The organism is Actinoplanes sp. NPDC019969 (assembly GCF_055562375.1).
Window position 1 is genome coordinate 617,642 of record NZ_JBVHFK010000003.1, and the last position, 17,389, is coordinate 635,030.

18 protein-coding genes are annotated in these 17,389 nt (G+C 70.6%); 9 read left to right on the top strand and 9 right to left on the bottom strand.

Going from position 1 to position 17,389, the window contains the following annotated elements; genetic code table 11:
- Positions 1-2: 2 nt before the first annotated feature.
- A complete protein-coding gene (locus tag ACZ3II_RS13035) occupies positions 3-464 on the bottom strand; it encodes a hypothetical protein (protein WP_465517814.1) in 462 nt (153 codons plus the stop codon).
- Positions 461-1,018, bottom strand: coding sequence for an anthrone oxygenase family protein (locus ACZ3II_RS13040; RefSeq protein WP_465517815.1), 558 nt, complete (start codon positions 1,016-1,018; stop codon positions 461-463). Before ACZ3II_RS13040 ends, ACZ3II_RS13035 begins: the two co-directional genes overlap by 4 nt.
- 93 nt (positions 1,019-1,111) lie before the next feature.
- On the opposite strand from ACZ3II_RS13040, the gene ACZ3II_RS13045 reads away from it, so the two are divergent.
- Together ACZ3II_RS13045 and ACZ3II_RS13050 are read left to right on the top strand one after the other, a co-directional pair.
- Positions 1,112-1,750: a TetR/AcrR family transcriptional regulator gene (locus tag ACZ3II_RS13045; RefSeq protein ID WP_465517816.1), complete on the top strand. Its 639-nt coding sequence runs from the start codon at positions 1,112-1,114 to the stop codon at positions 1,748-1,750.
- Positions 1,751-1,801: 51 nt separating this feature from the next.
- Entirely contained in the window at positions 1,802-2,932 is a 1,131-nt protein-coding gene (locus ACZ3II_RS13050; RefSeq protein WP_465517817.1) for a hypothetical protein, read from the top strand.
- Between the two features lie 288 nt (positions 2,933-3,220).
- On the opposite strand, the gene ACZ3II_RS13055 is transcribed toward ACZ3II_RS13050, so the two are convergent.
- Positions 3,221-4,768 (bottom strand): pectate lyase family protein, encoded by a 1,548-nt coding sequence (locus ACZ3II_RS13055; protein WP_465517818.1) that lies wholly within the window; start codon positions 4,766-4,768, stop codon positions 3,221-3,223.
- A 382-nt stretch (positions 4,769-5,150) separates the two neighbouring features.
- Between ACZ3II_RS13055 and ACZ3II_RS13060 the strand changes: the two genes are divergently transcribed.
- Both ACZ3II_RS13060 and pntB read left to right on the top strand, forming a co-directional pair.
- Entirely contained in the window at positions 5,151-6,665 is a 1,515-nt protein-coding gene (locus tag ACZ3II_RS13060) for a Re/Si-specific NAD(P)(+) transhydrogenase subunit alpha (RefSeq protein ID WP_465517819.1), read from the top strand.
- A gap of 2 nt (positions 6,666-6,667) precedes the next feature.
- Positions 6,668-8,107: a Re/Si-specific NAD(P)(+) transhydrogenase subunit beta gene (gene pntB, locus ACZ3II_RS13065; RefSeq protein ID WP_465517820.1), complete on the top strand. Its 1,440-nt coding sequence runs from the start codon at positions 6,668-6,670 to the stop codon at positions 8,105-8,107.
- 47 nt (positions 8,108-8,154) lie between these two features.
- On the opposite strand, the gene ACZ3II_RS13070 is transcribed toward pntB, so the two are convergent.
- Positions 8,155-8,646 (bottom strand): CAP domain-containing protein, encoded by a 492-nt coding sequence (locus ACZ3II_RS13070; RefSeq protein WP_465517821.1) that lies wholly within the window; start codon positions 8,644-8,646, stop codon positions 8,155-8,157.
- Positions 8,647-8,834: 188 nt separating this feature from the next.
- On the opposite strand from ACZ3II_RS13070, the gene ACZ3II_RS13075 reads away from it, so the two are divergent.
- Together ACZ3II_RS13075 and ACZ3II_RS13080 are read left to right on the top strand one after the other, a co-directional pair.
- A complete protein-coding gene (locus tag ACZ3II_RS13075; RefSeq protein ID WP_465517822.1) occupies positions 8,835-9,623 on the top strand; it encodes a hypothetical protein in 789 nt (262 codons plus the stop codon).
- A 91-nt stretch (positions 9,624-9,714) separates the two neighbouring features.
- Entirely contained in the window at positions 9,715-10,146 is a 432-nt protein-coding gene (locus ACZ3II_RS13080; RefSeq protein WP_465517823.1) for a PRC-barrel domain-containing protein, read from the top strand.
- Between the two features lie 172 nt (positions 10,147-10,318).
- Here the strand turns inward: ACZ3II_RS13080 and ACZ3II_RS13085 are convergent, their stop codons facing one another.
- Both ACZ3II_RS13085 and ACZ3II_RS13090 read right to left on the bottom strand, forming a co-directional pair.
- A complete protein-coding gene (locus ACZ3II_RS13085) occupies positions 10,319-10,795 on the bottom strand; it encodes a nucleoside deaminase (protein ID WP_465517824.1) in 477 nt (158 codons plus the stop codon).
- 197 nt (positions 10,796-10,992) lie between these two features.
- A complete protein-coding gene (locus ACZ3II_RS13090) occupies positions 10,993-11,418 on the bottom strand; it encodes a nitroreductase family deazaflavin-dependent oxidoreductase (protein WP_465517825.1) in 426 nt (141 codons plus the stop codon).
- Between the two features lie 164 nt (positions 11,419-11,582).
- Here ACZ3II_RS13090 and ACZ3II_RS13095 point away from each other — a divergent pair, with 164 nt between their 5' ends.
- A complete protein-coding gene (locus ACZ3II_RS13095) occupies positions 11,583-12,578 on the top strand; it encodes a S1 family peptidase (protein WP_465517826.1) in 996 nt (331 codons plus the stop codon).
- A gap of 22 nt (positions 12,579-12,600) precedes the next feature.
- Positions 12,601-13,212 (top strand): hypothetical protein, encoded by a 612-nt coding sequence (locus ACZ3II_RS13100; protein ID WP_465517827.1) that lies wholly within the window; start codon positions 12,601-12,603, stop codon positions 13,210-13,212.
- A gap of 343 nt (positions 13,213-13,555) precedes the next feature.
- Here ACZ3II_RS13100 and ACZ3II_RS13105 read toward each other — a convergent pair whose 3' ends face one another.
- A complete protein-coding gene (locus ACZ3II_RS13105) occupies positions 13,556-14,083 on the bottom strand; it encodes a helix-turn-helix domain-containing protein (RefSeq protein WP_465517828.1) in 528 nt (175 codons plus the stop codon).
- A gap of 53 nt (positions 14,084-14,136) precedes the next feature.
- On the opposite strand from ACZ3II_RS13105, the gene ACZ3II_RS13110 reads away from it, so the two are divergent.
- On the top strand, positions 14,137-15,474 hold the full coding sequence (locus tag ACZ3II_RS13110) for an alpha/beta hydrolase family protein (RefSeq protein ID WP_465517829.1): 1,338 nt from the start codon (positions 14,137-14,139) through the stop codon (positions 15,472-15,474).
- A 120-nt stretch (positions 15,475-15,594) separates the two neighbouring features.
- Here the strand turns inward: ACZ3II_RS13110 and ACZ3II_RS13115 are convergent, their stop codons facing one another.
- The gene (locus ACZ3II_RS13115) at positions 15,595-16,275 is read right to left on the bottom strand and encodes an AbfB domain-containing protein (protein ID WP_465517830.1); all 681 of its coding nucleotides are present in this window, start codon (positions 16,273-16,275) and stop codon (positions 15,595-15,597) included.
- Positions 16,276-16,335: 60 nt separating this feature from the next.
- The gene (locus ACZ3II_RS13120; RefSeq protein ID WP_465517831.1) at positions 16,336-17,361 is read right to left on the bottom strand and encodes a GNAT family N-acetyltransferase; all 1,026 of its coding nucleotides are present in this window, start codon (positions 17,359-17,361) and stop codon (positions 16,336-16,338) included.
- Positions 17,362-17,389 lie beyond the last annotated feature (28 nt).

Below are 17,389 nucleotides of genomic sequence, written 5' to 3' on the forward strand. Positions count from 1 at the left end.
GCTCACGCCTCCGCACGCCGCTCGACCGCGAGGATGAACCCGCTCTTCCACGCCCCGATCGTTGCCGAGTAGGTCATCAGGCCGGCCGCCATCCAGGCCACCGGCCGGTCCGGCCAGAGCCCCCAACCGAACCCGGCCACCAGGAACGGTGTGCCCACGGCGGCGCCGCATGCCATGGCGCAGCCGAGCCGGCCCAGCAGCCGGCGTTCCCGCAGCCAGGGCGCCGGCGCCAGGAGCAGGAGACCGGCCAGGAGCCCGGCCGCCAGGCCGATGATCGCGCCGAGGAGCGTCCCCAGCACGAGACCCGCCCCGCCGCCGGGGCCGGCGTGCCAGTCCGGGTCGGTCACGGCGCGGTACACCACGCCGGCGAAGACGAGCGCCATGACGGTGAACCCGAACACGGCCCCGGACGCCGTGCCGACCGCGATCGATCTGCCGACCACCGCGGCATCGAACTTCCTCACGCGGTCACCGTAGAAGACGTGGGCCAGGGCCGTCCGCCGGTGGCCTGCCGGGTGGTGCGAGCGTGCACGATCAGGGCGCGGACGAGGCAGGCCAGCGCGGCGGTCGCGGTGATCGTCCGGACGAGGTTCCACGTCACCCAGACGTCCTCGTACGCGGCCCGGACCGCGCCCGGGTCACCGATTTCCGCGGGAGTGCCCGCCGCGGCGAGCTCCTCGTTCAGCGGCACGCTCAGGTACATAGTGATCAGGAAGGCGGCCGCGTAGCCCACGAGGGCAGCGAGGATCCAGGGGAGCGCGGGCCGGCTGTCCCGGCGCAGGTGCAGGGCGGCGGCCAGGACGGTCAGCGGCAGCGCGCCGAAGAAGCCCGCCGCGAACCAGCCGTTGCGGACGGTCGCGTTGATCCACTGCATGGCATCGATGAAGGCCCGGTCGTCGAGCTGCGCCAGGCCCAGCATGACCGAGCAGGCGTACGCGTAGAAGAAGCCGGCGATGAGCCCGGTCGCCACGGTGGCCGAGCCGAGGGTCCAGGCGCGGACATGAACGGATGCGAGCATGGGCGGTCTCCCGATATATTCGAACCGGCGGGTACGGTTTTAAACGTACCCGCCGGTTCGAATAAAGGCCAGAGCGACAGTGGGAGTTCCACGGTGACCGGACAGACCCGCCGCGGCAGGCCCCGCGCCGGCGAACAGGCGGCCCGCCGCCACGCCGCCCTCGACGCGGCGCTCGAGGAGATCGTCGGCCACGGCCTCGAGGGCACGACGATGCAGGCCGTCGCCGTCCGCGCCGGCTGCTCCAAGGAGAGCCTCTACACCTGGTTCGGCAACCGGGAAGGACTGCTCGCAGCTCTCGTCGAACGGCAGTCCGAGCAGGTCAACACCGCTGTCACCGCAGCCCTCGACCAGCCCGCCGCACCGCGCGCCACGCTGGCCGCCGTCGCCGGGAGCATGCTGCGGATGCTCACCGGTGACGTCTCGGTGGCGCTGAACCGGGCCGCCATGACCTCCCCGGACCTCGCCGCTGTGCTGCTGCGGCACGGCCGCCACACCACCGGGCCCCTGATCGAGGCCTACCTGGCGCGGCTCGCCGCCGACGGGCTGCTGCGCATCGACGACCCCGCCGAGGCATTCGGGCTCTTCTACGGGCTCGTGGTCCGCGACGTGCAGATCCGGACCCTGCTCGGAGAGGCTCCGCCACCCGGCGCCGAACTGGAGGCCACCGCCCACCGCGCCGTCGACCGTTTCCTCACCCTGACCGAGCATTCGAGCCACACCCGCCGTGCTTAGAGTGATGAATATGGGCACGGACACCTCGCGGCCGGCTCCGTCGCTGCGGCGATGGAGCCGGTCCTCCTCGGCATGCCGGCGCGGACGGTGCTGATGCGAGACGTCGCCGCCGTGCCCGCCGGCGATCCGGCGAACGCCGACGTGGCCGTCGTGGTGCTGCCGCTCGTTGCCGGCATCGTCGTCGGAGTCCTGTTGATCCTTCGGATCCGTGGCGCCGGCGGCCGGGCTGTCGGGAGTTCGACCCAGCTGGCCGGAGGGCTGATCCTCATCGGAACCGCCGGGTTCGCCATCGCCGCCGCGAAAGACGTCCTGTTCGCCTCGCTCACCGGCGACCATCGCACTGACGCCGCAGTCCTGGCCCTGGCCCTCGTCGCGATCAGCATGACGATTCTCGGCCTGTCGGTGCTGGCGAAGGCGGAGGTCGTGGCGAAGAGAGAGGTGACGGGGGACCGGGAGACGCGGATCGCCAGGGCGCTCGGGAGGCCGCCGGAGCCGGCCGACATCCGGGCCGCCCTGAAGTGGCGACATCTCGACGAACCCTGGCGGGCCTGGTTGCGGCGCTCGGGCGCCGGGGTGGACCTGGTCAACCGGTGGATCGAAGCCAGTGAGCACGTCGCGTTGCTCGGCGAAGAGGCCTATCGGGAACAGCTGGTGCAGACGCTCTCCCGCGTCGCTCCGCGTGACTGCGCGGCCGCCGGATTCGGCTGCACCAGGCGCAGCGACCGGTCCTGCCGTGAGCCGGAGATCTGCTCGCAGGATCCGCCCGCGGACACCGGTGGAGCCGTCCGCCGGGAAGGCCCTCTCCCCGGTGGATGCGACCACTATTACGGCTGGCGGGGCGACGACGATCCACTGCATGTCCGCTTCAGCGCCGGGAATCGGCATCGTGCGGTGGAGTGGGCCGGGCGGATGTGGATCGACGGAGACCCCATCGCCTTCGGGTACGGCGCGGAGTGGCTCGACGACCGGTTCCTCGTGGCCTCCGGCAGGGAATACGACGGGACGATCTCCTCGGTGGTCGTGCACGACGCGGACCGGAGATCGACGGTGATCCTCACGCCCACGGCCGAGGAGACGTGGACCGACCCGGCGGTGGTCCGGGACGGCGCCGTGCTGCTGGTCCACCCGGACCGGACGGGCGGGAAGCCGGACCGAACCCTGCCGATCCCACCGCCTTGCTGACCGGCGCCGGTGAACGAAGGGGATCGCGGTGGAACTGCGGATCGGGGCGTACGGGCGGATCCTGCGAGGCCTCTACGAAGGTATTACGTCCAGTTACGGGACGACGCGGAGCAGACCGGCGGCTACCTGGTGCTGATCGTGGACGACCCCGCGGCCCCCACGGACGGCGCTGACTACCGGGTGGCGGACCGCTCCGGTCTGGAAACGTTCGCCGCGGATGCGGAGTGGCGCATCCAGTGGTGACACGGGACCGCCCGGTCCGGGAGTTCCGGACCGGGCGGTGGTGGATCAGGCGAAGGTCTGGAACTCCGCGATCTTCGGGGTGCCGGACGAGCTGGTGATCTTGAAAGTCAGCTTCGTCGTGGTGGTGGCGGGGATGCTGATCGAGCCGCCACCCGTGCCGGAGGCCAGGACCGCGCCGGTGGCGCCGTTCAGGACCTGGTAGGCGCCGATGGCCGAACCCGACGCCTGGACGATGTTGATCCGGGAGACCGTGGTGGCGGCGCTCCACTTGATCGAGATGTCACCGGTCGCGCCGTTCGGCGACCAGATGGTCGACAGGTTGCCGTCCTTCACGTTGCCGTAGCTGGTGCCGCTGGCCTTGCTGGAACCGTCCGCACCGGCGCCCAGGCTCAGGTTCGTGCCGCTCGGCGTGGACGTGGACGGGGTCGGCGAGACCGAGGTGGTCGGGGAGACCGAGACGGTCGGGGAGACCGTCGGCGAGCTGGTCACCGAGCAGCTGCCGCTGGAGACCTTGAGGCCGGTGTTCGCGCCCGCTGTCGCGGCGACGATCGAGGGGACGCAGGACGCGTTGTCGAGCGCGAACGCGTACGGGATCGACACGCTCGTGTTGGACGTGACGTTCGGGCCGGCCGGGTTGGTGTCCTCGCCGGGAGCGGACCAGGTCACGTTGTCGAAGATGTTGCCGGAGACCTGCCAGTACCCGGCCGCGTCGGTGTAGAACGTGCCGAGCACGTCCTTGGAGTCCTCGAAGTAGTTGTTGTCCACCTTCGCCCGGGCGCCGGCCCGCGAGTTGATCCCGGACTCGTTGAGGCTGACGTAGTGGTTGTTGTAGATGTGCGCGATGCCGCCGCGCAGGAGCGGCGTACGGGAGTCGATGTTCTCGTACTTGTTGTGGTGGAACGTGATGAAGCCGTTCCCGGTGTCGCTCTCGCTCGAGCCGATCAGGCCACCCCGCCCGGAGTTGCGCAGGATGCTGTAGGAGAGCGTGACGTACTGGGTGTCGTCCTTCATGTCGAACAGGCCGTCGTAACCGGCCGACTCGCCACCGGAGGCGATCAGCGTGGTGTGGTCGACCCACACGTTACGGACGCTGCTCTCCATGCTGATCGCGTCACCGCCGTTGGACAGCGGCGAGCCGGACTTCTTGACGTTCTTCACCGTCACGTTCTGGATGATGATGTTGCTGGAGTCCCGGATGTGGATGCCCAGCTGGTCGAACGTGGCGCCGCTGCCGACCCCGACGATCGTGACGTTCTTGATGCCCTTGAGCTCGATCTTGTCAGCGGCGGTGTTGCAGCTGCTGCCGGACACCTTGGTGGTGTTGCCGTGGTTGATCGTGCCCTCGACCTGGATGGTGATCGGGGTGTCGGTGCTGGCCCGGGTGCACAGTGCGGCGTGGATCTGGGTTCCGGTGCTGGCCTTGACGACGGCGCCGCCCGCGCCGCCGGTGGTGCCGCCGTTCTGGCCGGCGAATCCGAGGGCGGAGGCGACGGCTGCCGAGGCGTTCGGCAGGGGGAGGCCGAAGGCGATCGCTCCGGCCACACCCGCGGTGCCGAGCACTGCGGAGAGTCGCAATGCGACTGATCGTTTCATTCTGTTCACCTGTTCCCGCGCATGGGGATGCGCGCTGGGGGATGAGCGGCGGCACGCGTGGGGATGGCCGCCACAGGACGCCTCCAACAGTGGGAAAGCGCTTTCCTGTAGTGGCAGGTTAAAGTGGCTTAAGTGAATGTGGCAAGCCCTTGTCGGGGGTGTTTCGCCGTCGATATCCTTCCGATGCTCTTGATCACCCAGGGTTGTGATCCTCGTTGCCGGCCGCGGGGGCCGAGGGAGGACGGGTCCCGTCTCACGCCACGGGACGAGGGTGCATCGGCCTCTGGCCATATACGTACTGGTGAGTAACAATCACTCGACGTTTTGAACCGGCGACGTCCGTCGACCGTTTTCAAGGTCAACATCTACCGAGGAGTCGACGATGATCATCGGTGTACTGAGGGATCCGGACCCGGCCGAGCGCCGGGTCGCCGCGACTCCCGCCACCGTGACCCAGCTGGTCAAGCTGGGATACGAGGTGGTCGTGGAGCCCGGAGCCGGCGCGCTGGCGTCGTTCTCCGACGAGTCCTACGCCGACGCCGGCGCGCGCGTGGGCGACCCGCTCGCCGCCGACATCGTGTTCGCGATCAACCCGCCGTCGGTGGCGCAGCGTGACAGGCTCCCCGCGGGCACCACGCTGATCGGCCTGCTGAACGCCCGCCTCGACCCCGATCTCGTCAAGGACCTGGCCGGGCGGCCGATCACCGCGCTGTCGATGGACGCGGTGCCGCGGATCTCCCGGGCGCAGTCGCTGGACGTGCTGTCCTCGATGGCCAACATCGCCGGCTACCGCGCGGTCGTCGAGGCGGCGCACGCCTTCGGCCGCTTCTTCACCGGTCAGGTCACCGCCGCCGGCAAGGTCCCCCCGGCCAAGGTCCTGGTGGCGGGCGCGGGCGTCGCCGGCCTCGCGGCCATCGGCACGGCAGGGAGTCTGGGTGCGATCGTACGGGCCACCGACCCCCGCCCCGAAGTCGCCGACCAGGTCCGATCCCTCGGCGGCGAGTACCTCTCGATCGAGTCCGCCGACGTCGAGGTGTCGTCCACCGGCTATGCCAAGCAGATGTCCGACGACTACAACGAGCGGGCCGCCCGCCTCTACGCCACCCAGGCGACCGAGGTCGACATCATCATCACCACCGCGCTCATCCCCGGCCGGCCGGCCCCACGGCTGATCACCGCCGAGATGGTGGCGAGCATGCGGCCGGGCAGCGTCATCGTCGACATGGCCGCGTCCAACGGCGGCAACGTCGAGGGCACGGTCGCCGGCGAGGTCGTCGTCACCGCCAACGGGGTGACCATCATCGGGTACACCGACCTGGCCGGGCGGCTGCCCGCGCAGGCGTCCCAGCTGTACGGGACGAACCTGGTCAACCTGATGAAGCTGATGACGCCCGGTAAGGACGGTCAGCTGGTCCTGGACTTCGAGGACCAGGTCCAGCGGGGCATCACCGTGGTCCGGGACGGCGAGCTGACGTGGCCGCCGCCGGCGGTGGCGGTGTCAGCGGCCCCCGACGTTGAAAAAGCCCCAGAAGTACCGAAGAAGCCGGACAAGAAGCGTGCGAACCCGTTCGTGCCGATCGGCATCGGCGCCGTCGCCCTGTTCCTGCTCACCGCCCTGGCTCCACCCGCGCTACGCGGCCACCTCACGGTCTTCGCGCTCGCCATCGTGATCGGCTACTACGTGATCGGCCACGTCCACCACGCCCTGCACACCCCGCTCATGTCGGTCACCAACGCCATCTCCGGCATCATCGTCGTCGGCGCCCTCCTGCAGCTCGGCCACGGCGGCATCCTGATCACCGCGCTGAGCTTCGTCGCGATCCTGCTGGCCAGCATCAACGTCTTCGGTGGCTTCGCGGTGACCCGCCGCATGCTCGCCATGTTCTCGAGGAGCTGACGATGACCATCGAAACAGCGGCTCAGGCTGCGTACATCGTCGCCGCCCTGCTCTTCATCCTGGCTCTCGCCGGGCTCTCCAAGCACGAGACGGCACGGTTCGGCAACGCGTTCGGCATCGCCGGCATGACCGTGGCGCTGGCCGCGACCGTCGCCCTGGCCATCGGGCGGGAGATCGACGCGGCCGGGATCGGGCTGCTCGTGGTGGCCATGGTGATCGGGGCGGCGATCGGCCTGCACCGGGCCGCGAAGGTCGAGATGACCGGGATGCCGGAGCTGATCGCCCTGCTGCACAGCTTCGTCGGTCTGGCCGCGGTGCTGGTCGGCTGGAACGGCTACCTGCACGTGGAGGCGCACCTCGACGGGGCCGAGGCGACCGGGCTGGAGAGCCAGGGCATGCTCGGCATCCACAGTGCCGAGGTCTTCATCGGCGTCTTCATCGGGGCCGTCACGTTCACCGGTTCGATCGTGGCGTACCTCAAGCTCTCCGCCAAGATCAGGTCCAGCCCGCTGATGCTGCCCGGCAAGAACGTCCTCAACCTCGGCGCCCTCGCCGTCTTCGCCGTGCTGACCGCCTGGTTCGTGATCGACCCGCAGCTGTGGCTGCTGATCGCCGTCACGGTCATCGCGCTGCTGCTCGGCTGGCACCTGGTCGCGTCGATCGGCGGCGGCGACATGCCGGTGGTCGTGTCGATGCTCAACAGCTACTCCGGCTGGGCAGCCGCGGCGGCCGGCTTCCTGCTGGAGAACGACCTGCTCATCGTCACCGGCGCGCTCGTCGGATCGTCCGGCGCCTACCTGTCGTACATCATGTGCAAGGCGATGAACCGCTCCTTCCTGTCGGTGATCGCCGGTGGTTTCGGGATCGAGGCCGGCCCGGCCGAGGACAAGGAGTACGGCGAACACCGGGAGATCAACGCCGAGGGGGTGGCGGAGCTGCTGACCGGCGCGGATTCGGTGATCATCACTCCGGGGTACGGGATGGCGGTCGCCCAGGCCCAGCACGGCGTCGCCGAACTCACCCGGATCCTGCGCGACCGCGGCGTCGACGTCCGGTTCGGCATCCATCCGGTCGCCGGCCGGCTCCCCGGCCACATGAACGTGCTGCTCGCCGAGGCCCGGGTGCCCTACGACATCGTCCTGGAGATGGACGAGATCAACGACGACTTCACGGGTACGTCCGTCGTCCTCGTCATCGGCGCCAACGACACCGTCAACCCGGCCGCCCTGGACGATCCGTCCAGCCCGATCGCCGGCATGCCGGTGCTCAAGGTCTGGGAGGCCGACCAGGTGATCGTGTTCAAACGGTCGATGGCCTCCGGGTACGCGGGTGTCCAGAACCCACTGTTCTTCAAGGAGAACACCGCGATGCTCTTCGGCGACGCCAAGGACCGGGTCGACGACATCCTGCGCGCGGTCGCCGCGCTGCAGCCCGCCCGCTGACAGGAAACGAGGCCCCCGCCATCCGTGGCGGGGGCCTCGTCACGTTCTCAGTAGCCGAAGTCCTGGGTGTAGTACGGGGTGCCGGAGGCGTTGTAGACGACGCCGACGCCGACGGTCCTGGACTGGCAGTTGAGGATGTTCTTGCGGTGGCCGGGGCTGTTCATCCAGCCGTCGACGACGGTGGCGGCGTTGCGGTAACCCCAGGCGATGTTCTCGGCGGAGGGCTTGGCGTAGCCGGCGGCCTTGGCGCGGGTGATGAAGCTGGACCCGGCGCGGCCGGTGTGGGAGAACGTGCCGGTCTGGCCCATCCAGGCGCTGTGGGTGCGGGCGGCGGCGGTGAGGGCCGGGCTGACCGTCAGGGCGGGGCAGCCGTGGCTGGTGCGCTCGACGTTGATCAGGCGGTTGACCTCGGTCTGCAGGGTGGTCTCGCTGGTCTTCGCCGCAGCGGCCTCGGCGGGTGACGCGATCATCGTGGCGCCGATGGCGGCGACCGGGGCGAGGAGGGCGGTCACGGCGAGGCGGCGAAGAAACTGGCGCAAGAGCAATCCCTTTCGGTGCGGCTGGTTGGTCTCACCGTTGACTTCGGCCCACGCCCGGGCCCGTTGATCGCGGACCCGGAGCACGATCGGTTCCGAACGGTTGCCGCCCCCGGCGCCGGAAAGTCACGTCGTTCCGGTACCGTGCCCAGCGGACATCGATCAACATTGAAGACATCTGGGAGTACGCGGTGGGTGTAGGCACTACGCCCGGCGACCGTCCGGTGGAGGACGGTGCGGGATACGCGGATGAGCGGGCCGCCTCGTTGCGCAGGATGTTCCCCAGCCGGCCCGAGGGCTCCCGGCCGTTCATGGCGCCGCCGCCCGCATCCCGGCCCCTGCTGCCGCCGGCCCCGCCGCCGCCCCCGGCCCTTCCGCCCGCGCCGCCGCCCGCTCCGCCCCGGCGCCGCGGCCGTTTCCTGGCGGTCGCCCTGGTGCTCGTGCTCGCCGCCGCCGGCACGGCAGCCGCCTTCCGGCTGCGTGACCCCGGCCCCGCCGAGCCGCCGCCGGTCGAGGTGGCGAAGGGCTTCCCCGCCGTGACACCCCCGACGTTCAGCGAGCCGTCACCCCCGCCGCCGTCCCGGGGCGCTCCCGCGTCGAGCCGCGGGACGATCACCGGGTACTCGGCCTGCTCCACGGAGTACGCGGTGACGTTCACAGCCAGGTTCAGCGACGGCTTCGCGTACCGGCACGTCTTCATCGACGCCGACGGCGACCCCTCGACCGGCTACCGGATCGACGAGATCGCGGGCGGTTTCGGCGCCGACTACCTCCTGGAGAACGACACCTTCCTCAAATCCACCGGCCCGCACTGGGCCTGGGAGCCGATCGAGCAGGGCAGCCCCCTGATCTCCGGCACCGGCGGCACCCACATCTGGAAGGTGCGCCCTGCCTACCACCCCCGCCGCGCCGTCTTCAACGGCTCCGACGGCGCCAAGTCCGAGGTCTTCAGCCCGATCCTGACCATCAAGAACTGCTGACCTGTCGGCGGTGGCGGTACTGTCGGCGGGAGCAGGTCGGGCGTGATGCCGCCGATCGAGCGGGCACCCGGCCGGTCAGGGGGTGGGTCACATGAGTGAGCCGATGGGCACGTTGACGCCGCTGAGTGACACCGATCAGGTCGTGGCGGACCCGGAGCAGGATGTGCGCGGGCGCGACGTCGTCGACAGCGCGGGGGAGAAGGTCGGCACGGTCGCGGACCTGTTGGTGGACACGGCAGCGAACCAGGTGCGGTTCCTGCGGGTCGAGCACGGCGGGATCTTCGGGTTCGGGGCGGTGTCGTCGTTCATTCCGGTGTCGGCGGTCCGGGCGGTCGACCGGGAGCGGGTGCACGTCGACAGCGACAAGGAGCACATCGCCGGCGCGCCGGGGTACCACCCGGACCTGGTTCCGGAGCACTACTACAGCCAGGTGTACGACCACTACGGCCACGAGCCGCACTGGTCGGCCGGCTACACCCAGGGCGGGTTCCCGACCGGCCCGGGTATCCCCCCGCCGCGCTGAGGGCGTTTTGTCCGGCTGGTTGTGGTGGCTGTCTCAGCACCGCTGAGACAGCCATGAGAACCAGCCGAGAGGGCATGCATGACCCGCACCCGCCGGACGGTCGTGAGGGAACGCCCGCGGTGGCCGCCGCGAGTCACGGGACCGTGGGTGGCCCGTACCGGACAAGGGGTTTTCAAGCGAGGCGGGCCAGGTGGAGAGCGCGGAGTTCGGCCTCGAAGGCGGGGACCGGGCCCTCGACGGGCACGTTCGGGGCGATCGCGTTGATCGGCAGGGGCATGACCGGGCCGGGCGGCAGGCCCCACTCGATGCGCCAGGCGGTGAGCTGGGCCGTCGAGGCGGCGTAGACGATGCGGCCCAGGCCGACCCAGCCGTGACTGGCCGCGCACATCGGGCAGTGCTCGCCGGACGTGTAGACCGTGGCGGTGGCGCGCTGCTCCGGGGTCAGGTGATTGGCGGCCCAGCGGGAGATCTCGAACTCCGGGTGCCGGGTCTCGTCGCCGTCCTTGACCCGGTTGCGGTCCTCGAACAGGACGGTGCCGTCGGCGGCGACCAGCACCGAGCCGAACGGTTCGTCGCCGTCGGCGAGCGCCTCCCGGGCCAGGTCGACGCAGCGGCGCAGATGGTTCAGATCGGTCTCGGTGATGGTCATGCCGACCATTGTCAGTGATGCGGCCGGCGGTGGTGCTGCCGGAATGCCCAGCGGCTCTCCACCACGGCCAGGACCAGGGCGGTCAGGATCCCGATGGCGCTGATCGTCCAGAACGCGATGTCCACGGCCCACCTCCTCTGCTTGCCGTGACCCACTCGGGTTCCCCCAGCAGGCCACGACAAACCAGGACGAGATGGTCAGGCGCGGGTGAGTTCGAGGACGGGGATCGTACGGATACCCTCGGTCTTCTTCTCGTACTCGGCGAAGTTGGCGTAGCGCCGCGCCTGCTCGGCGTAGACCCGGTCCCGCTCGTCGCCGGTCAGCTCACGCACGCTGACCGTGTAGGTCTCGGTGCCGACCTCGATCTGCGCCTCGCCGGCCGCGGTCAGGTTGTAGTACCACGCCGGGTGCTCGGGGGCGCCGGCCTTGGAGGCCATGATGTAGAGGGTCTTCTCGTCGGTGTCGTGCGGCAGGTACATCAGCGGGCTGACGGTCTCCTTGCCGCTCTTGCGGCCGCGATGGTGGATCAGCACCATCGGAGCGCCGGCGAACGGGCCGCCGACCCGGCCCTCGTTGGCCCGGAATTCCTCGATTACTTGGGTGTTCCAGTCGCTCACTCGCATCTCCGTTCAGTCAAGACCATCATGCTGCACGGCGCCGGGACACGGTGAACGGACGGGGGCTGTGCCGCGTACCACTGCCCGTGATGCAACCCGCCGGCCCGGACACGCGTCATGCCGTTGTGATCATGGCCGGGCTTGCTGTCGTCGTTTACCATCCGGACCCGTTGAAAAAGTTACGGAAGTTCCTCGTGTTGCTGGCCGGGCTGCTCGCCGTGATGCTCGCCGGTTCGCCGGCGCATGCCATCGCCAACGGTGAGGCGGTGCCGGACGGGCGGTACCCGTTCGCTGTCAAGATCACCGAGTTGGGGATCCCGACCCCGGAGGGCGGCAAGCGGGACAGCTCCTGCTCCGGCGGGCTGATCTCGCCACGCTGGATCATCACGGCCGCGCACTGCTTCCGCGACGTGGACGGCAACCGCGTGTCGACGATCGTCGCCGACCGGGTGATCGCCACGGTCGGGCGGGCCGACATCACCGGCCGCGGCGGCTACAACATCGACGTGGTGCAGGTCGAGCAGCACGGCGAGGCGGACGTGGCGCTGGCCCGGCTGAAAACGCCCGCGGCCGGGATCACCCCGTTGCGGCTGAACACCGCGGAGCCGGGCGAGGGGCAGAAAGCCAGGCTCGTGGGGTACGGGTTCACCAGCAAAAACGCCGACAAGACGCCGGACCGGGCACGCACCGGACGGTTCGAGGTGACGTCGGTGGCGGCGACCGAGATGGGACTGTCCGGGATCGCGCCGCGCAGCAACACCAGCCCGTGCGAGCGGGACTCCGGCGGGCCGTACTTCACCGAGGCCAACGGGACCGCGACCCTGATCGGGGTGGTCAGCCGCGGGCCCGACTGCCCGCACACCGGCCCCGACATCGCCACCAGGGTGGACGCCATCGCCCCGTGGATCACGTCGGTGATCAAGGACGACCTGGCCGAGTCCAAGCCGGCGCCGACGAAGAAGCCGGCGTCGACACGGAAGCCGTCCGGCCGTACCCCCTCGCCAGCGGCCCCGGCCACCGCCGACGCCGCACCCGCGTCGTCACCCGCCGGATCGCTCTCCCCGATTCTGCTCGTGGCGATCCCGGCGGTGGCCGTAGGGTTCGTGGCACTACTGCTGTCGAACACCCGAAAGCGACGCCAGGGCGGTCATCGCCGGCGGAGATGAATGCCCTTCCTACGATCGGGTGATGCGGATACGAGGGGTGGTGCTCGCCATGCTGCTGGCCAGTGGGGGCTGCGGATCGCCGGCGCAGGAGCCGGTCGACCCGGCGCCGGGCGGGACGCCCCCGGCGACCGTGCTCACCGCGACGGCGGAGGTCCGGGGCGCGGTGCTGCACATCCGGTACGAGCTGGTGAACGAGGCGGGCGAGGAACTGGCCGTGCTGAACCGGCTGCCCGCCGGGCTGGACGACGACGGCACGTCCACCGCGCACGTGGTCGGCGCCGCTTCCGTTGGGCGGGTGGAGGTCACCACGCGAGCCTTCGCCCAGCCGGAGGGATCGAAGATCAACTACGTGGCGACGCCCGAGGTGGGTGGGACGTACGTCGTGGCGGGTGGCTCGGTCGGCGGGGACGTCGAGGTGCCGTGGCCGTTGCAGCGCACGCATCCGTGGGGCGACGACTTCGGCGACGGGGTGGTCACCCTGCCGGATCCGGTGCGTGAGGTGGTCTTCTGCGTGGGCGTGATCCGGCGGGCCGAACTGGGGCAGGTCCGCGGCGACAACGGTCCGGTGGTGCCGCATTCCGCCGAGACGACCCGCGTCCAGTACGTGTCCTGTTCCGCCCCGCTCGACCTGTAGGGAACGGCTGCTTCCGCCGGCCGTCGTTCAGGCCGGTTGTGGGTGGCGGGTGGGCGGTCTGGCGTACGGCTGAGTTCGCGAGCCGTCGTTCAGGCCGGTTGTGGGTGGCGGGTGGGCGGTCTGGCGTACGGCTGAGTTCGCGAACCGTCGCTTAGGCGGGTTTCGAGGGGCCGGTGAGCGGCTTGGCGTACGGCTGAGTTCGTGAGCCGTCGCTCAGGCCGGTCAAGCGGCAGCCATAAGCGGCCTGAGCGACGGCTGGACTGGTCAGCGGCTCAGGATCCCGACCGGGATCCTGCCGCTCAGGGCGCCGGCCGGGCGGATCATGACCAGGGTCGTCATGGTCTCAGCCTTCGGCCGGGAAGATCACGGGGCTCAACAGGTAGCGTCTGCGGTCCGGGCCGGCCGGGTTCGCCAGCTTCGGCACGATCGCTTCCCGTAACGCCGCGATCAGATCGGTGAGCTCGTCGTCGGTGAGCCAGAGACCGTGCTGGCGGTATCCCACCGGATCGCCGGCCGGATCGGTGGCGTCCCGGTCCAGGTAGGCGCCGAACTCGGCGATCAGCGTCGCCATCGCGGTGGCGAATGCCTGCCGGTGATCATCCTTGGACATCGACCGGGCGGCTTCCGGGTCGATGCCGGCCCGGTGCTCGTGCAGCCGGTAGTGCCGTTCGATGGCGCCGCGCACCCGCCGCTCCTCGGAGACCTCCAGGATCCCGCCGGCGGCCAGGGCCTCGACGTGCCGGTAGACCATCGCCTTGGACACGTCCGGCAGCAACGCGCCGAGCTGCGCGGTGGTCAGGGTGCGGCCACCGCGCAGCGCGTGCACGATCCGCAGCCGCGCCGGATGCCCCAGCAGTTCCATCGTGGTCATTCGCCAACGATCTCATACGGTGCTACCTTTCTCGTGAATTGAGAAAGGTGGGGATGGATGTGACGACCGACCCGGTGGCGGTCGCTCTCGAGGTCATCGACATGGCCCGGGACGAGCGCTACACCGACATCGAGGCACGTTTCGCGCCGCCGCTGCGCGCCGTCGTCTCCGCCGACACCATGCGGACGGCGTGGGCCGCCGAGCGCGTCCGCATCGGAACCGACTGGTCCGTCGGCCCCGCCGAGCCCGGACCGGCCGGTCCCGGACTGACCCGGGTCGAGGTGCTGGTCACCGCGGAACGCCACGGCCACACCGTGATCGTGACGGTCGACGAGGCCGGATGGCTGCACGGGCTCCGGATCGGCCCGCTGGCCAGCGCCGCCTGGCGGCCACCCCGTTACGCCCTGCCGGTCCGGTTCCGCGAGCACGATGTCACCATCGGATCCGGGCCGCTCGCCGTCGGCGCCACCGTCACCCTGCCGCGTCGCTGGGGCGGAGTGCCGGGTGTGGTGCTGCTCGGCGGTGGCGGGCCGTTCGACAGGGATCAGAGCGTCGGCCCCGACAAGCCGCTCAAAGACCTCGCCTGGGGCCTGGCCAGCCGGGGCATCGCGGTGCTGCGGATGGACAAGGTCACCTACGACCGGCCGGAGCTCGCCTCCGAGCCCGGGCACACCATGGTCGAGGAGTACCTGCCGTCCGCCCTGGCCGCCCTCGACCTGCTGCGCCGGCAGCCCGGCGTGGCCCCGGACCGCGTCCATCTGCTCGGTCACAGCGCCGGCGGCCGGGCCGCGCCCCGGGTCGCCGCCGCCGACGGCCGGGTCGCCGGCCTGGTCATCCTGGCCGGTGACGCCGCCCCACTGCCGCAGGCAGCGGTCCGGGCGGTCCGTCATCTCGCCGCCGGGCACCCCGGTCCCGACGGCGACGCGGCGGTCGAGGCGATGATCCGGCAGGCGGCGCTCGCCGACAGCCCGGACCTGTCACCGTCGACCCCCGCGGCCGGGCTGCCGTTCGGCTTGGCCGCCTCGTACTGGCTCGACCTGCGCACCTACGACCAGGTCGCGACCGCCGCATCCCTGAACCTTCCGGTGCTGATCCTCCAGGGCGGTCGTGATCATCAGGTCACCGTCGCCGATGATCTGGCGCTGTGGCGGGCCGGCCTTCCCGGCGCCACCGTCCGCGTCCACGACGACCTGGACCACTTCTTCTTCGGCGCCCCTGATGCGGACCGCGGCCCTGATGCGGACCGCGCCCCTGATGCGGACCGTCCCGCCGCCGCGGACCGCGCCACCGCGAACCGTGCCGCTCACGCCGACCGGCATGTCGACCCGGCCGTGATCAGCGACATCGCCCGCTGGCTCCAGCCCTCCCGCCAGCGCCGCTGGTTCGCCTGAGCCCCGCGTCATCCGACTGACCCCATCGGCTGGTTCTTCTGGCTGTCTCAACGGCCGCGAGACAGCCAGAAGAACCAGCCGCACAAGATCCACGGCAGGCCGGCTGAGCGGCGAACCGCGTCAGGTGGTGGCGGACGGGTCCTGCACCATGAAGGAGCTACGGGCGGCGAAGTCGTCGCCCTCCGGCTTCGCGATGTAGAGGCTGTTGTCGTCCCGCCGGTGCAGCAGGAATTCGGGATAGTTCTTGGAGCGCAGCCGGATCGTGCCGACAGCGGTCCCGGCCTCCTGACAGAACGTCGCGTCGGCGCGGAACAGGTCGCTGTCGTCGGCGGCGTCGAAGCGCAGCCGGTAGTCGAAGTGCCGCAGGTAGCGCCCGTCCTCGAGCCGGAACGAGAAGCACGTGTCATCGGCGAGCCCGGTGACCACGGACAGCTTCGTCGGATCGGCCGGCGACATCTTGGCGAACTCGTTGCTGACCGTGAGATAGGTGTTCGGATCACCGAGCGGGGACACGAGCCACGTGCCGGTGGTCAGCTGAGCCGGGACCGGGTTCGCCGCGGTCGGTTCCGGCGCGGCGGAGGCGGTGGCCACGGAGGTGGCGGCGATGGCGGCGGCCGGCTCGTCGGGGCTGCCGCCGATGCTCGACCAGGCGGTGTAGCCCAGGATCAGGACGGCGACCGCGCTGACACCGACGATGGCCGGGACGATCCGGGGCATGCGGCTCGGCGCGCCCGCGCTGACGTTCACGCCGCCACGGCCGTAGACGGTGCCGGAGCCGCGCGACGGGTCCTGGTCGGTCATCGGAATGCTCCCTTCGACAGGAAACCGGCCGGAGGAAGGACCGGTGCCCGGGCCGAAAGGTTACGTGGTCCCCGGCTGCCGTTTCCAGGAGACCTCCCCGGCGGGAACGGGCCTGGTCAGCTGGACGACGCCGTCGGCGGTGCTCACGATCTCGTACCCGGCACTGCGATAGAGGTCGATGTTGCGTTTGCTGGCGGCGCCGGTGAACAGCACGAGGCGGCGGATGTCCGGGGTCGCCGAGGCTTCAGCGGTACGCAGCAGCCAGCGCCCGAGTCCATGCCCGCGCACGTCCGGCAGCACCCCGAGGCGTCCGATGTGCCAGTCCGGCCCGTCGGCGTGGGTCCGCACCATGCCCAGCAGCCGCCCGTCCCGCCACACCCCGGTGACGTGGTGAGCGGCGAGCCAACCCCGTACGTCGCCGATCGTCTCGTGCAACGCCGGATGGTCCAGGGTGTCGTTGAGGATCGCCTCCTCGACCCAGCAGCACCGCTGCAGCACGGTGACCTGCGGCGCGTCGTCCGGGGTGAGCCGCCGCGCGTACGACCCGGGGACCGGCGCGGCCGTCGCCCCGTCCCGTTCCCGCATCGGCCGCAGCGCGTGGGACAGCCGCACCAGCTCGTCCAGCATGCCGAGCGCCGCGCCGTCCGGCCGGGTCTCGTCACCGATCCGGATGGTGACCGTGGCGCCCAGCGGAACCAGCCGCAACGCGGTCACCACCTGTTTGGCGTGCTGCACCGAACGGGTCCCGGCCGAGGTGTGGCCGTAGCTGACGAACCCGATCGGCTTCCACGCCCACTCGCGTTTCAGGTAGTCGAGGGCGTTCTTCAGGGTCGCCGGCATCCCGGAGTTGTATTCCGGCGTCACCGCGATGAATCCGTCCGCCCCGGCGACCGTCTCGCTCCACCGGCGGGCGTGGTCCCCGGCCTCCTCGGTGTCGAGGAACGGCAGGTCGAGCCGAACCGGGACGATCTCCGCGCCCAGCTCGGCGGCCCGCGGCGCGATCGTGTCGGCGAGCCACTGCCCGACGGACGGGCCGAGGGCGCCGGAGCGGTTGCTGCAGATCAGCACGAGCAGTTTCGTTGACATGGAAACGAAGCCTAGGTGCTAGTTTGAT

Excerpts from the sequence above, each read along its gene's own strand:
- ACZ3II_RS13040 (WP_465517815.1), bottom strand. The coding sequence starts at position 1,018 with ATGCTCGCATCCGTTCATGTCCGCGCCTGGACCCTCGGCTCGGCCACC.
- ACZ3II_RS13050 (WP_465517817.1), top strand. The coding sequence starts at position 1,802 with ATGGAGCCGGTCCTCCTCGGCATGCCGGCGCGGACGGTGCTGATGCGA.
- ACZ3II_RS13055 (WP_465517818.1), bottom strand. The coding sequence starts at position 4,768 with ATGAAACGATCAGTCGCATTGCGACTCTCCGCAGTGCTCGGCACCGCG.
- ACZ3II_RS13060 (WP_465517819.1), top strand. The coding sequence starts at position 5,151 with ATGATCATCGGTGTACTGAGGGATCCGGACCCGGCCGAGCGCCGGGTC.
- pntB (WP_465517820.1), top strand. The coding sequence starts at position 6,668 with ATGACCATCGAAACAGCGGCTCAGGCTGCGTACATCGTCGCCGCCCTG.
- ACZ3II_RS13080 (WP_465517823.1), top strand. The coding sequence starts at position 9,715 with ATGAGTGAGCCGATGGGCACGTTGACGCCGCTGAGTGACACCGATCAG.
- ACZ3II_RS13085 (WP_465517824.1), bottom strand. The coding sequence starts at position 10,795 with ATGACCATCACCGAGACCGATCTGAACCATCTGCGCCGCTGCGTCGAC.
- ACZ3II_RS13090 (WP_465517825.1), bottom strand. The coding sequence starts at position 11,418 with ATGCGAGTGAGCGACTGGAACACCCAAGTAATCGAGGAATTCCGGGCC.
- ACZ3II_RS13100 (WP_465517827.1), top strand. The coding sequence starts at position 12,601 with ATGCGGATACGAGGGGTGGTGCTCGCCATGCTGCTGGCCAGTGGGGGC.
- ACZ3II_RS13105 (WP_465517828.1), bottom strand. The coding sequence starts at position 14,083 with ATGACCACGATGGAACTGCTGGGGCATCCGGCGCGGCTGCGGATCGTG.
- ACZ3II_RS13110 (WP_465517829.1), top strand. The coding sequence starts at position 14,137 with ATGGATGTGACGACCGACCCGGTGGCGGTCGCTCTCGAGGTCATCGAC.
- ACZ3II_RS13115 (WP_465517830.1), bottom strand. The coding sequence starts at position 16,275 with ATGACCGACCAGGACCCGTCGCGCGGCTCCGGCACCGTCTACGGCCGT.
- ACZ3II_RS13120 (WP_465517831.1), bottom strand. The coding sequence starts at position 17,361 with ATGTCAACGAAACTGCTCGTGCTGATCTGCAGCAACCGCTCCGGCGCC.